We start from the raw sequence: 13,528 nt of genomic DNA, 5'->3' as shown, positions 1-13,528 counted from the left end.
TTTCCAGCAGTTAGTTGTCGTTTGGAAAACGCGGTACCGTGCCGCGGCGGTTTGGCGTAACAGTTGCATGAGGATAAGGAGGACAGGTTATGTTTCTCTTTCGATTGATGAATTTTATTATTGGTTATCTGACCCTAACCATTCGCGGAGAGGCGCCGGAAAAATTTATCAACATGGCTGCCGCCCGGGGTTTTTTCCTCTGGGATATTGCCCGGTCCGGTGAGCAAACCATGAGGGCCAATGTGCGCTTGAATGCCGTACGGCCTTTAAGGCATATAGCGCGGCGCACCCGCTGCCGCTTTCATATCACCCGGCGGGTAGGCTTGCCTTTTCTCTGGATGCGCCTGGCCCGGCGCAAGGCCCTGGCCTGTGGTGCCATACTGTTTGTGCTGGGGCTGTATTTATTAAGCTCCTTTGTCTGGACCATTGAAATTACCGGTAACAACAGGGTTTCCAGCAGGGAAATCCTGTCCGTGGCTTCAGCAGCCGGGTTGAACCGGGGAATGCTTAAATGGCACCTGAACTGTTCTGCTGTGGAAAAAGCCTTAAAGGAAAAATTACCTGCTATTTCCTGGGCCGGTGTATATCTCAGGGGGACAAAGGTAACCATTGAAATAGTTGAAAAAAACATTCCCGGGGAGAAAGATCAATCCCCCGCTCATATTGTAGCTGTTAAGGAGGGCATCATTAAAGAAATCCTGGTTTTTAATGGTCGAGCGGTGGTAAAAGAGGGGGACACCGTAATTCCTGGCCAAATATTAATTTCCGGTGTTCTGTTACCTGCGACCGCTGAGCAGGAACAACAGGCTGGTTCAGAAAGCCGGGAAAATCAACCGGCTCCACCCCAGCCCGTTTACGTTCATGCTGCCGGTATCGTGAGGGCCCGGGTATGGTACGAGGGTTATGGCGAAGTTCCACTGGTGGAAAAGGGAGAACGTTTAACTGGACGGAACGTTACCAGGGTTTGCATGAAAATAAAAGACAGGGAAATAATTTTAGCTGGTCCTGCCAGGATACCCTTTTCCCGTTACCGGGAGCAGACCGATGTGAAAAAGCTTCCCTCTTGGAGGAATCTTTACCTGCCTGTCGAACTTGTTATCAGCAAATATCGTGAAGTGGAAAGCTACCGGCTGGTCAGGGACCGGGCAGAAGCCCGGCGCCTGGCCGGAGAAAGAGCCCTGCAGGCAGTACAGGAACAGTTGCCACAAGGAGCCAGGGTTGTGCATAAACAGCTGGATGAGCTGGCAGTAAAAAGCCCGGAAAATCTAGTACGGGTGAAAGCTTTCGTGGAAAGCCTTGAGGAAATCGGTACGGTTAAAAACTTTGTTCCGGAGGAAGAACCGGGGATTGAAGTTCCGGCACCACTTTCACAGCCCTGAATTTGTGTTCAAACAGCTTTATCCAGTATAACTTATTTTAAAAGGAGTTGGAGGATTAATTTGCGCGAGCATACGGAAGCCAGGGTAATTCTGGATAACATTGCCACGGCAGCCGAGATTTTCGGGCGTCATGATGAGCATCTGGCTTTAATGGAACGCTCCCTGGGCATAAGGGTAGTGACCCGGGGTGAGGAAGTGGTTATTATCGGTCCTCCCGAACAGGTCGCCCAGGCCAGAGAGGTTTTCAATCAATTACAGGATTTTTACCGGGCAGGTAACCGGTTAACGCTGCATGAAATTAATTATGCCATAAAGGCTGTAAGGGCAGGCATGCAGGAAGCCCTTTCCAACCTGGCCCACGAAGTAACCCTGGTTACCTCCCGGGGAAAACAGATTAAGCCCAAGACACTGGGGCAGAAGCAGTACATTGAGGCGATGCGCAAGCACGATATTGTTTTTGCCATCGGCCCCGCTGGAACCGGTAAAACCTATCTGGCTGTGGTAATGGCCATTCGTGCCCTGCGCAATAAGGAAGTCAGCAGGTTAATACTGACCAGGCCGGCTGTAGAAGCCGGTGAAAAACTGGGGTTTTTACCGGGAGATCTTCAGGAAAAGGTGGACCCATACCTGCGCCCTCTTTACGACAGTCTTTATGACATACTGGGCGTGGAAAATACACAAAAATATCTTGAAAGGCATGTTATTGAAATTGCACCCCTGGCCTATATGCGGGGGAGAACGCTGGATGATGCCTTTATTATTCTTGATGAGGCACAAAATACCACGGATCAGCAGATGAAGATGTTTTTGACCCGTTTGGGTTTTGGTTCCCGGGCTGTAATTACCGGGGACGTTACCCAGATCGATCTGCCCCGGGGCCAGACATCGGGCCTGGTTCATGCCCAGAAGGTTCTGGCCCATGTCAAGGGTATTGCCTTTTGTTACCTGACAGGGGAGGATATAGTCCGGCATCCGCTGGTTCAGGAAATCATCAGGGCATATGAGGAAGGGTCGTAGGACGGTGAGGCAGGGGTGAATTTAATGCTCCCTCTGACCAGGTTAGGAAAACAATTTATCAGGCGCCTGGCTCCTCTTATGGGGCAGCGCAAAGTGCGCCGGAGTGCAGCTGCAGTCATCTTTTTTTTACTCATTACTATTCTTATTTCCATTGAGTTTGTTCCCCAGAGAGTTAATTTGCGGGAAGGGCAGGTTTCTCCGGTAGAGATTAAGGCCCCCCGCAGTATTGTTTTTGAAGACAAGGTTAAAACTGAACAAATGCGCCGCCAGGCAGCAGCTGCTGTACGCGATCAGTACGACCGGGACCCGATGATAAGTGCAGCAGTCCAGCGCGATATTTCCATTGTAATTCAAGAAATTCGCCAGATCCAGAATGATTCCAGTTCCAGTGAAGAAGAGCGGGTCAACCGCCTGCGGGAGGTCCTGCCTTTCCCATTATCGCAGGAGACCCTGGTGGCTCTAGCCAGAAGTGCTCCCTCGAATCTGGATCAGGTGGAGCGGAGTGTGAACGCCCTGGTGGCCCAGGCCCTGGATAGCGAGGATGGTATCACACCTGATGAAATAGAGGGCGTTAAAACAAACCTGGCCGGGCTGGTGACCCGCTGGGGCTTGAGCAAACCCTACCGGGAACTGGCCCAGGGCTTAATCCGCTATTACCTGCGCCCGAATAGCTTCTTCAACGCGGAAAAAACCCGTCTTCTAAAAGAAGCGGCCATGGCCACGGTACCGCCTCAGATGGTAACCATCAGGAAAGACGAGATTATCATCCGGCCGGGTGATGTGGTTACCAGGGAACATCTGGCCAAGCTGGAGGCTCTGGGCCTCACCCAGACCGGGGTTCCCTGGCGTATATTGCTGGGCAGTGCCCTGCTGGTAGCCCTGCTGATGGTGGTGGTACTGCTCTATCTTTACCAGCAGAACCGCGAAATTTATGAACATGCCGGTCATCTGTACCTGCTGGGTATTGTTATTGTAGTGGTGCTGGCCGTGGGCAAGGCTATTACCGCCATCAGTATTCCTTACTGGCCGGAACTGGGCAATCTCGTGGGATATATGACCCCTATTGCTGCCGCCGGGATGCTTATTGCCATCTTGCTTGATGCGCGCCTGGCCATGCTGGTGGTGGCCATAATGAGTTTCCTGGTGACCCTGATGATCGATGGGCAGGTTCATTTTGGCGTGGTGGCCCTGGTTGGCGGCTTCGTTGGGGTTTACAGCGTCAGCAAACTCAAACAACGGGGCGATCTGGTGCGGGCCGGAGTCTATACCAGTATTGCCAATATTGTTGTTATCTTAATTATGGGCCTTCTGGGTAATACGCCCTGGGGGCTCCTGATCACTTCCGGAATAGGTTTTGGTTTGATTAATGGTATCCTGTCTTCCATATTGACCATAGGTGCCCTCCCTTACCTGGAGAGTGCTTTTGGGATTACCTCGGCAATTCATCTCCTTGAGTTGTCTGATCCCGGCCATCCCCTGCTACGCCGCCTGCTGACGGAAGCGCCGGGGACCTACCATCACAGTATTATCGTGGCCAACCTGGCAGAAGCTGCTGCCGGGGCAGTGGGAGGGGAAACCCTCCTGGCCAGGGTAGGTGCCTATTATCATGATATAGGCAAGATCAAGCGGCCGTACTTTTTTATTGAAAACCAGTTGAACGGTGAAAATCCGCACGATAAAATAGCCCCTTCACTGAGCACCCTGATTTTAACCTCCCACGTTAAAGATGGGGTGGAAATGGCCCGGGAGTACAGGTTGCCCCAGGCAATTATAGATATCATCGAACAGCATCACGGAAGCGGGCTCTGTTCCTACTTTTATCATAAGGCCCTGGAAAACGGGCATCTGGAAAACGTTGATGAGGATGAATACCGTTATGATGGGCCCAAACCTCAGACAAAAGAGGCGGCCATTGTTATGCTGGCCGATTCAGTGGAAGCAGCGGTTCGTTCACTGCAAAATCGTACTCCCGGCCGCATTGAGGGAATGGTGCGTAAAATAGTTAAGGATAAGCTCATGGACGGCCAGCTGGATGAATGTGACCTTACTTTTAAGGATCTGGACAAGATTGTGGAGGCTTTTTTACAGGTTCTGGGTGGTATATTCCACAGCCGCATAGAATATCCCGAATTGAACAAGGAAATGGAAAGGAGAAGAAATAAAGGTGCCGGTTCTCGTAAACAACTTGCAAGAAAAAGTGCCGGTGGATGATCAGCTTGTTGATCTGGTGACAAGGGCAGCCGGGGAGGCCCTTTCTCTGGCGGGGGGCCACCCGGATGCAGAAGTAAGCCTGGTTTTTGTTGATGACGACTACATCCACCGCCTGAACCGTGAATACCGTGGGGTGGACAGGCCGACAGATGTTCTGTCCTTTGCCCTGCAGGAAGGGGAGCCCATGCCCGCAGCGGGGGAAGAGATCCTGCTGGGAGATGTGGTCATCTCCCTGGAAATGGCCCGTCGTCAGAGTGAAGAATACGGACACAGCTTTGAGCGTGAAGTGGCTTTTCTGGTAGTCCACGGTGTCCTGCATCTTCTTGGTTATGATCACCAGACGGAAGAGCAGCGGCGGGCCATGCGGGAAAAAGAGGAGACCATAATGGCCAGGATGGGTTTGGGCAGGTAATAAAATCCTCCGAGGGGTTGTGTAAAACTGATGGTAAAGGGATGTGACCTTTTAATGGTTAAGGGCAGTTTCAGAAAAAGTTTCGGTTATGCCCTGGCCGGTCTGGCTTATGCCCTGCGCACGCAGCCAAACATGCGTTTCCACCTCCTTGCAGCTCTGGTGGTGGTGGTTGCAGCCCTGTGGCTCAGGATAGAGGAGCGGGATTTTCTTCTGGTTCTCCTGGCCATAACCCTGGTGATGATGGCTGAGATGTTTAATACGGCCCTGGAAAGGGTGGTAGATCTCTGTACCGGCAGGTATCATCCCCTGGCCAAAATAGCCAAGGATGTTGCTGCCGGGGCGGTGCTTCTGGCTGCTTTGAATTCGCTGATTGTGGGGCTGGTGGTGTTTTACCCTTACCTGCTGGTCTTTATTCGCCTGCTGCAAAGCCTGGGGGGTGATGATTGATGATTGATCTGCCGGTTATGCAGTTTCCGGTGGAGAAGCTTATAAATACGGCCCGGGCTTCCCGGGAACGGGCGTACGCTCCCTATTCCGGCTTCCGGGTGGGGGCAGCAATACTGACAAGGGAAGGAAGGTTGTATTCCGGGTGCAACATTGAAAACGCTTCTTACAGTTTAACTGTATGTGCTGAACGGGTAGCCATATATAAAGCAGTAAGCAACGGGGAAAGACAATTTGCCGCCCTGGCGGTAATAGCCGATAGTGATGATTACTGCACCCCCTGCGGTGCCTGCCGGCAGGTGCTGGCTGAATTCGGAAGGGAGATAAAGGTTTATATGTGCAACCGCCATGGTGAATATATAGTTAAGGACCTGTCCGAATTATTGCCCCTGGGCTTTACGCTGAAAAAGCAGGACATGGGAATTGAAGGCAGCCCGGGTTCCGGCCCGGTGCGTGTTGCAGAACCGGTGGACAGGTAAGACGATGAAAGGAGGAAGATGGTGGAACAGGAGAAATTTAAGTCTGGCTTTGTTGCCATTATTGGTCGCCCCAATGTGGGGAAGTCCACCCTGTTGAATCAGCTGGTGGGGCGGAAAGTAGCCATTATGTCCGATAAGCCCCAGACCACCCGTCACAAGATCCACTCCATCATCAACCGTGATGACGCCCAGATTATATTCCTGGATACACCGGGAATTCATAAACCAAAACATAAGCTCGGTGAATATATGGTGGAGGTGGCTCTGGGGACTTTAAAAGAGGTGGATGTGATACTTTTCCTGGTTGAACCCCGGTTGCCCGGACCGGGGGACGAGTACATAATTAACCAGCTCCGCGAGGTAACCACTCCGGTAATTCTGGTCATTAATAAAATAGATTTGCTGGACAACAAGGCGGAATTGCTGCCCCTGATCGACGTTTTTAGACAAAAATACAATTTTGCCGAGATTGTCCCCGTTTCCGCTCTCAAACCGGAAAACCTGGAGCGCCTGATGGATCTGGTGGTTTCATATTTACCCTATGGTCCCAAGTATTATCCCGATGATATGATTACGGACAGGCCGGAGCAATTTATTATGGCCGAATTGATCCGGGAAAAGGTTTTGCATCTAACCAGCCAGGAGGTGCCCCACGGGGTGGCCGTGGTGGTGGAAGAGGTGGAACCGCGTTCGGAGCAACTGGTCTACGTGCGGGCGGTCATTTATACCGAAAAAGAGTCACATAAGGCTATTTTAATCGGCAAGGGTGGGCGGATGCTCAAAGAAATAGGACGGCTGGCCAGGGAAGAAATGGAGCTTCTCCTGGGATCAAAAATATACCTGGACCTGTGGGTCAAAGTTAAGGAAGACTGGCGTAATCAGGACCTGTACCTGAAGAATTTTGGCTACTCAAACAGGGATTAATTTTTCTTGACAGTGCAGGAAAGGTTCTGATAAAGTAGTGTTGGCTGGAAAGCCAGCTTTAAGGTTTTTCGGGCTTTCTCACGCAAGTGAAGGCCCTTTTCATTTTTGCTTAATTCCCGGAGGTGGTACTGTGGACGGCGACCCAGGCAGGCAAAGGTTCAGGCATGAGCGGGTGGGGGCTGGCTCCGGTACCTGTTCCGGGGAGGATATGTTATCCCTGCATGGAGGGAGAGGTGGCTTGAATTTTACCTGGCCACATGCGGTGAGCGTTTTCTGCTATCCGGGACAGGCCGGGTAAAAACACAGGATATATACTTGGCCCCCCCTGGGTGAGCGTAAAAGATAGTACCGGGAAGTTTTCAGCTGGTAGCTTCAAGTGGGTATGGACAGCTCAAGGGAAGGGGTGGGAAGATGCTCAAAATATATAAAAGCGTGGGTGAAGTCCTGGTTGAAAGCAAAGAACTGGGCGAAAAAGGGAGCTGGGTTAATCTGGTTAACCCTACCAGGGAAGAAATAGAAGAGGTTGTTCACCGGCTGGCCCTGCCGGTCAATTTTTTAGAATATCCCCTTGATGAAGAGGAGAGTTCGCGCATCGAAGTTGAAGAAGGTTGTGTTCTGATAATCATCAGGGTACCTATAATCAGGGATAATACTTACGATACCATTCCCCTGGGAATCATAATTACGGAAAACAATATTATTACCATCTGTCTGGAAGACCTGGCTATCATAAGTGAATTTTCCTCTTGTCGCATTAAAGGTTTCTATACTTTTAAAAAGACGCGTTTTTTGCTACAAATTTTTTACAAGACGGCCATTCACTATTTGCGTTACTTAAGGCAGATAGATAAGAGAAGTGAGGAAATCCAGCAGAAGTTACACAGTTCAACACAAAATAAAGAGCTAATTAAATTATTTAGCCTGGAGAAAAGCCTGGTTTATTTTACAACTTCTTTAAGGGCAAATGGGATTGTCATGGAAAAGTTATTAAAATCCCACCTGGCCAAAGATGCGGAATCTCTGGAGGTAAATGTGGGCCTTATAAAAATGTATGAAGAAGATGAGGATTTGCTGGAAGATGTAATCACTGAAAATAAACAGGCCATTGAAATGAGCGAGGTTTATGCCGACATTCTAAGCAGTACGATGGATGCCTTCGCCTCCATTATTTCCAATAACCAGAATATGGTCGTGAAGTTTTTAACTTCAGTAACTATTATTTTAATGATTCCAACCATGCTGTTCAGCCTGTACGGGATGAATGTGGAACTGCCATTTCAGAATTCAGAGGGTGCATTCTTGGGTATAGTTTTCTTATCGGTTATTTTATCAATTATAACCTTATTCGTATTCAGGAAAAGGGACATATTGTAGAAATTTCTTCTTGGATGTGGCGATGTCACTTTGCTTCTAAAATTTTAGCCCTGGCTTTTCCCAAGCAGGGCTTTTTTTATACGTTTGTTATCCCCATGGAGTACTGCTTGGAATAATAAGCATAAAGATAAGGAGGTGGCTTGATGTCCCGAAAACGGGAAGAAATGCGCCGGGCAATCCTTTCCTGCCTTGAAGAAAGTTCAACCGACAAACTGCGTCAATGTTTGCAGGACTTCCATCCGGCGGATATTGCCGAAGTGCTTCCGCAGGCCAGCCTGGGACAGCAGATTAGGGTTTTACGGGTGCTGGACCCGGACAGGGCTGCCCAGGTGATTTTTGAACTGGATCATGAAAAGTTGCCCACTCTCATGGAATGCCTGGGTTTACAGCGCACAGTCGATATTCTCAATGCCATGTTTACCGACGACGCTGCAGACCTGCTGGGGGACCTGCCCGGAGACCTGAGGCAGAGGCTGCTGGGCCTGATGGAGGCGCAGGAGGCCCGGGACCTCAAGGACCTGCTGGCCTACGGCAGGGAAACTGCCGGCGGGATTATGACTACGGAATACGTGGCCGTACAGAAGAATATTACTGCCGGGCAGGCCATCGAAGTACTGCGGGAACACGCGCCCGAGGCCGAAACAATATATTATGTCTATGTGGTGGACAATGAGAATCACCTGGTGGGAGTACTTTCCTTAAGAGAACTGATTCTGGCTGACCCCGGTATGCTCATCGAGGACATTATGCGGCGCAAAGTGATTAGCGTAAATGTAAGCACCGACCAGGAAGAGGTAGCCCGCCTGGTGGCAAAATACGATCTCCTGGCCGTACCGGTGGTCAGCGACGGGGGGGAACTGCTTGGCATTGTAACTGTAGATGATATACTGGATGTTGTTGAAAGGGAAGCTACGGAAGACATGATGCGTATGGCGGCTACTATAGATAGTGAAGGTGAAGACCCCGACACCAGTCCCCTGAAGAGGGCGCTGCGCCGTTTGCCGTGGCTGGTAGGTTTACTACTGGGCGAGCTTGTGGCCGGTCATGTAATCGAGGGTTTTTCCGAAACCCTGGGGCATATAACGGCTCTGGCTTTTTTTATGACCGCCATAGCTGGAGGAACGGGCAACGCGGCCACTCAATCTCTTACCGTGGTGGTAAGGGGGATTGCAACCGGGGAAGTAGATCCCGGCCAGATCCTGAAGGTAATCTGGAAGGAAGCCCAGGTAGGGGTCTGGGTAGGGGCAGTTTGCGGTCTGGTGGTAGGAATCCTTGCCTTTATATGGCAGGACTCCACCTCCCTCGGACTGGTGGTAGGCGGGGCGCTGGCCCTGAGCATTGGTGTATCCACCATCCTGGGCAGCCTGGTACCGGTAATTATCCACCGTCTGGGGGTGGATCCAGCGCTGGCTTCGGGGCCCTTCATTACCACTCTGATGGATGTGAGCAGCATGTCCATATATTTTACCCTGGCTACCATTATCCTGCTCAGGTGAGATTATCTAATGAGATTATCTGTTTCTCCCCATCTCTTTACCAGGTTGTTCTCAATGCCCAGCAGGTCCAGCACCCTGCCGGTTGTTTGCAGGATCAGCTCTTCTATGGTTTGCGGGTGCTGGTAAAAGGAAGGTACCGGGGGCATTATGAAAACTCCGAGGCGGGCCAGCTTGAGCATATTTTCCAGATGGATGGCATTTAAAGGCGTTTCCCTGGTCAACAGGATCAGGGGGCGCTTTTCTTTTATGGTTACATCGGCGGCCCTGGTAATCAGGTTGTCGCTATAACCCCACGCTATGGAGGCCAGGGTTTTCATACTGCAGGGGGCTATAACCATACCCCGGTGCAGGAAAGACCCGCTGGCTAACGGAGCAGACAGGTCGCTGGCCGTGTAAGAGTGGCTGGCCAGGGCCATGACCTCTTCCGGCGTCCACCGGGTTTCCAGGGCAATGGTTTTTGCCGCCCATGGGCTCAAAATGAGATGGGTCTCAATTCCCAGAAGCTTTAATTGTTCCAGCAGGGTTATACCATAAATGGCTCCTGAAGCGCCGGTTATCCCCACAACAATACGCATTTTGCCATCATCCTTTTAAAAACTCGGGTCTTTTACCGGCATTATTTTATTCTAACCATGGCAAATGTTCAATAGAGACGTTCCGCTCAAAATAAAAAGCCGGTTTTTGTTATAACCCGGCTTTAAATGGAGTTCAACTTTTAATACCACAACAGTATTCCCGCAAAAACAGCCCCATTTTTAATAACCTGATGTTCTACGGATTTAACCATGTATTTTTTTAATTCCAATCCGCGTATGGCAAAAGATTCCTCCACCATTTGCCGGATGATCCTTTCCGCTTCCAGGCGGGAAGTGTGTCCGGAATATTCCATAATCACACCAAAGCCTTCCGCGGGTATGCCCACGGCTACGGCAGCGGCAATTATGTCTCCGGGGGTGGAGGAGGTGGTGGCACCATAGGCCACAGGAACCAGTGCTCCCGGCGGCAGAGCCGGTTCTTCCACGTATTCAGCACCGGGCGGCAGGATGCTGCTAACCCGGATCAGGTTTACATTTCCGGCCCGGGCTTCCAGCAACGCCCGGTCGAAAGCGTTTAAAGGCGTGTATCCTTCCCCGGCTCCTGCCACCAGGGTAAATTTAGTTGGAGTCGGCAGCAAGGTCTTCCCCTCCTATCCACGGTCAGGCTGCTACCCTGAGTGTCCTGTTTTAATCTTGATAACCACTATGGGTGTTTGCTGGTCGTCGTTGCCAAAAGGGTTATTAATTAAGGCTTCCCGGGCTATTCTGGCGCTGGCGGAACTGGTTGCAGCCAGTATATCCACGCATTTTATATCGTTAACATCGGCGATGACCGCGTCGGCACCGGTGGCTTTCTTGATGGCAGAGGCAATTTTTTCCGGTTTATATGGGCCGAGAATAATATGTCTTTCGTAGGGCCACATGGTACCGGCGATATCGTCAATAAAAGCCAGTTCTCTGCCGGCTACCAGGTAAAAGAATCCACGCCTGCCTATGAGCCGGCCCAGAACCGCGGCTGCGCAGCCCAGGAGAATTCTAATGGTGCCTGCTTCCCTGATGGCCAGTTCCATGGCCGGTGGAGTGGCCAGGCTTCCGTGCTTGCCGGGAAAGCGGCATAAAAAGCGGGCCAGCAAGCCCGGGTGTACTTCCTCGGGTAGGATGGCTCTTTTCTGGGTAATGGCTACCACACTCTCGGCAATGGCAATGATATCCCCCGGCTCCACCACCCCTTCGGTATATCGCCTGGCCAGCTCAACGATGTCATCCTGCTCGGTAATTACATGGGTGCGAATGGGGACGGTATAGCAGGGCATACCCATCACCACCTCTCGCCGTGCTCCTGGTATTTGCCCGGGCCTGATCAGGAGCTACTATCAGGTTATACCTGGAGCTTAATTATGTGCCTGTCCTCCATAATCCCATTTTTTAACGGTCCGGGGCAGCTATAATTATGGCCGTTTCTTTAATCAGGTGAGCAGCCGGAAGGAAGAAAACCTGGGCCAGGATGGTTCCCAGCACCCTGGTTAAGCAGAGATAATATACCATTTGCCGGATGTCCCGCTGGTCTCTGATACCCCGCAGGGCCTGGTCGGTAATCATGGCGGCTGTCGGGTCCACAATCATGGCTGATAAAATGGTGGCCACACCATTGACCACTCCTGAAAGGAGGCTGGCCGTTGAACGGTATTCGGGTAATAGCGCCCCGGCGTAAAGCGCTGATAAAACTCCTGTGGTCCAGATACCGGTAACTATGGTATGGGCCATAAAGAAGGTCAGAGGTATGTTTTGTGGGCGCTGCGGCAGCGATGCCCTGAGGGTGCCCAGGTACCTGGGTCTTTTGCGCAGGGTTTTCACCAGCAGGCGCGGGGAAAGGAGAATAATGATCAGGCGGGGAATGGAACCCGCTTCCTCAAAGAGAAAAATTACCCGTGTGAAAATATAATTAAAGGCCGGGGTGAGCAGAACCCCCAGTACCGTACCCAGGGTAGCGGAAAATATAATCATTCTTATTTCCATGCCGAGCAGGGTGAGCTGGTGATGGTATAACGGGGATTCCAGCAGGGGTCCGGAAGCATGTTTCAGACCGGTATTGATGGTTTTTTCTACCACCGAAGACAGGAGCGGCGCCTGAATAAGATTGGCTGTGCTGGCCAGAAGAGAAATGATCTGAAATAAAGAAAAAGCAGTGGCCAGCCGGCGCGTGGTCACACCTGAAAGGCGTACGGCGTATACTAACGTATCAGTTAAATGAATAAATGCCGTTAAGACGGCAATTAACCACAGGCGGTCGATTTTGCTTCACCTGCCTTTCCTAAAATCCCAGTAAGCGCCACATTTTATCGTCAACCACAGGCTTTTCCTCCAGGCCGTGCCTTTTCCGGAACTTTATAACGGCTTCGGTTGTCCGTGGGCCAAAAATACCGTCAGGTTTCAGGTCGTAATAACCCAGTCGCCTGAGGGTATGCTGCAGTTCCTGTACTGCCGTGCCGCAACTTCCCTGGTATAGTCCGGGATACCGGTGCAGAAAGGGATTACCCAGGATAAGTACCGGTGTGCCCTCAGAAACCCAATCGTAGAGTTCGACCACGTGGGCGTTGTGCATCCGCACACAACCGGCGCTGGCAAAGGTTCCAATGGACCAGGGGCTGTCCGTACCGTGGATGCCATAAGTGCCTGTGGGAATATTCAACCCCATCCAGCGGGGGCCCATGCCGGGAAAGTACTCATCCGATTTATCCACAACTTTCCAGAGACCCGGGGGAGTTTCCGAGCCCGGTTTACCCAGGGCTACCGGATATTGCCTGACGGGTTGTTCCCGGGAGAAGACGGTCATGGTCAGGGAACGGGTATCAACCAGGATAAAAAGATCATGCCCGGGGGAAGGCGATACTCCCTGGTTGGGTTTGGCCTGCATGGCCTGGCTGATGGTCTGCCAGGTAACAACGTCGGCCACGCCGGTTGCTAAAAGGCCGTGATCCTTCTGGAAACGTTCCACGGCCTTGAGGGTAGTTTCGTCGTAAAGACCGCTGGGTGACCCCTGAAAATAACCTAGAGAAGACAGGCACTGCTGCAGGTTGACAATATCCTGCCCCCGGTGAGAAGGGGCCGTGAGATGGGGTTGCTCATCGGTATCGCATTTATGTATCCTGCCCGATGCCAGAACGTGTGCAGGTTGCCAGGATAAAAAAGTATACAGGGCAAAGGGAAAAAGGAGGAAGAGGTAGATGATACGACGCATGGTAGATCACCTGTGCAG

The 13,528-nt window shown here is 51.4% G+C and carries 14 protein-coding genes; 9 read left to right on the top strand and 5 right to left on the bottom strand.

Annotation, left to right across the window (positions count from 1 at the left end; translation table 11 throughout):
* Positions 1–89 precede the first annotated feature (89 nt).
* From yqfD to mgtE, 9 genes are all read left to right on the top strand, one after another.
* Positions 90–1,379, top strand: coding sequence for a sporulation protein YqfD (yqfD, locus tag BR83_RS0101195; RefSeq protein ID WP_027355546.1), 1,290 nt, complete (start codon positions 90–92; stop codon positions 1,377–1,379).
* 60 nt (positions 1,380–1,439) lie between these two features.
* The gene (locus BR83_RS0101190) at positions 1,440–2,396 is read left to right on the top strand and encodes a PhoH family protein (protein WP_027355545.1); all 957 of its coding nucleotides are present in this window, start codon (positions 1,440–1,442) and stop codon (positions 2,394–2,396) included.
* Positions 2,397–2,420: 24 nt separating this feature from the next.
* Complete coding sequence (locus tag BR83_RS0101185) at positions 2,421–4,607, top strand: HD family phosphohydrolase (RefSeq protein ID WP_027355544.1); 2,187 nt, start codon at positions 2,421–2,423, stop codon at positions 4,605–4,607.
* Positions 4,561–5,019: an rRNA maturation RNase YbeY gene (gene ybeY / locus BR83_RS0101180; RefSeq protein ID WP_027355543.1), complete on the top strand. Its 459-nt coding sequence runs from the start codon at positions 4,561–4,563 to the stop codon at positions 5,017–5,019. Before BR83_RS0101185 ends, ybeY begins: the two co-directional genes overlap by 47 nt.
* Positions 5,020–5,073: 54 nt before the next feature.
* Positions 5,074–5,466 (top strand): diacylglycerol kinase family protein, encoded by a 393-nt coding sequence (locus tag BR83_RS0101175; protein ID WP_027355542.1) that lies wholly within the window; start codon positions 5,074–5,076, stop codon positions 5,464–5,466.
* Positions 5,466–5,942 carry a cytidine deaminase gene (gene cdd, locus BR83_RS0101170; protein ID WP_027355541.1) on the top strand — a complete coding sequence of 159 codons (477 nt, stop codon included), beginning with the start codon at positions 5,466–5,468 and terminating at the stop codon, positions 5,940–5,942. Before BR83_RS0101175 ends, cdd begins: the two co-directional genes overlap by 1 nt.
* 18 nt (positions 5,943–5,960) lie before the next feature.
* Entirely contained in the window at positions 5,961–6,866 is a 906-nt protein-coding gene (era, locus tag BR83_RS0101165; protein WP_034634183.1) for a GTPase Era, read from the top strand.
* Positions 6,867–7,277: 411 nt separating this feature from the next.
* On the top strand, positions 7,278–8,240 hold the full coding sequence (locus BR83_RS0101155) for a magnesium transporter CorA family protein (protein ID WP_027355539.1): 963 nt from the start codon (positions 7,278–7,280) through the stop codon (positions 8,238–8,240).
* A 143-nt stretch (positions 8,241–8,383) separates the two neighbouring features.
* Entirely contained in the window at positions 8,384–9,736 is a 1,353-nt protein-coding gene (gene mgtE, locus BR83_RS0101150; RefSeq protein ID WP_027355538.1) for a magnesium transporter, read from the top strand.
* A gap of 2 nt (positions 9,737–9,738) precedes the next feature.
* Here the strand turns inward: mgtE and BR83_RS0101145 are convergent, their stop codons facing one another.
* From BR83_RS0101145 to BR83_RS14670, 5 genes are all read right to left on the bottom strand, one after another.
* Positions 9,739–10,311, bottom strand: coding sequence for a UbiX family flavin prenyltransferase (locus tag BR83_RS0101145; protein WP_027355537.1), 573 nt, complete (start codon positions 10,309–10,311; stop codon positions 9,739–9,741).
* Between the two features lie 140 nt (positions 10,312–10,451).
* Complete coding sequence (locus tag BR83_RS0101140; protein ID WP_027355536.1) at positions 10,452–10,910, bottom strand: pyruvoyl-dependent arginine decarboxylase; 459 nt, start codon at positions 10,908–10,910, stop codon at positions 10,452–10,454.
* Between the two features lie 30 nt (positions 10,911–10,940).
* Positions 10,941–11,585, bottom strand: coding sequence for a coenzyme F420-0:L-glutamate ligase (locus BR83_RS0101135; RefSeq protein ID WP_027355535.1), 645 nt, complete (start codon positions 11,583–11,585; stop codon positions 10,941–10,943).
* Between the two features lie 112 nt (positions 11,586–11,697).
* Entirely contained in the window at positions 11,698–12,525 is an 828-nt protein-coding gene (locus BR83_RS0101130) for a lipid II flippase Amj family protein (RefSeq protein ID WP_407637319.1), read from the bottom strand.
* 58 nt (positions 12,526–12,583) lie between these two features.
* The gene (locus tag BR83_RS14670) at positions 12,584–13,510 is read right to left on the bottom strand and encodes a L,D-transpeptidase family protein (RefSeq protein WP_051617714.1); all 927 of its coding nucleotides are present in this window, start codon (positions 13,508–13,510) and stop codon (positions 12,584–12,586) included.
* Positions 13,511–13,528: the final 18 nt, after the last annotated feature.

The organism is Desulfofundulus thermocisternus DSM 10259 (genome assembly GCF_000686645.1).
GTDB lineage: Bacteria > Bacillota > Desulfotomaculia > Desulfotomaculales > Desulfovirgulaceae > Desulfofundulus > Desulfofundulus australicus.
The sequence above is the reverse complement of the archived record's forward strand: the minus strand, read 5'-3'. Positions and strand labels throughout refer to the sequence as shown.

Excerpts from the sequence above, each read along its gene's own strand:
- BR83_RS0101145 (WP_027355537.1), bottom strand. The coding sequence starts at position 10,311 with ATGCGTATTGTTGTGGGGATAACCGGCGCTTCAGGAGCCATTTATGGT.
- BR83_RS0101155 (WP_027355539.1), top strand. The coding sequence starts at position 7,278 with ATGCTCAAAATATATAAAAGCGTGGGTGAAGTCCTGGTTGAAAGCAAA.
- BR83_RS0101175 (WP_027355542.1), top strand. The coding sequence starts at position 5,074 with ATGGTTAAGGGCAGTTTCAGAAAAAGTTTCGGTTATGCCCTGGCCGGT.
- cdd (WP_027355541.1), top strand. The coding sequence starts at position 5,466 with ATGATTGATCTGCCGGTTATGCAGTTTCCGGTGGAGAAGCTTATAAAT.
- mgtE (WP_027355538.1), top strand. The coding sequence starts at position 8,384 with ATGTCCCGAAAACGGGAAGAAATGCGCCGGGCAATCCTTTCCTGCCTT.
- era (WP_034634183.1), top strand. The coding sequence starts at position 5,961 with ATGGTGGAACAGGAGAAATTTAAGTCTGGCTTTGTTGCCATTATTGGT.
- yqfD (WP_027355546.1), top strand. The coding sequence starts at position 90 with ATGTTTCTCTTTCGATTGATGAATTTTATTATTGGTTATCTGACCCTA.
- BR83_RS0101185 (WP_027355544.1), top strand. The coding sequence starts at position 2,421 with ATGCTCCCTCTGACCAGGTTAGGAAAACAATTTATCAGGCGCCTGGCT.
- BR83_RS14670 (WP_051617714.1), bottom strand. The coding sequence starts at position 13,510 with ATGCGTCGTATCATCTACCTCTTCCTCCTTTTTCCCTTTGCCCTGTAT.
- BR83_RS0101135 (WP_027355535.1), bottom strand. The coding sequence starts at position 11,585 with ATGCCCTGCTATACCGTCCCCATTCGCACCCATGTAATTACCGAGCAG.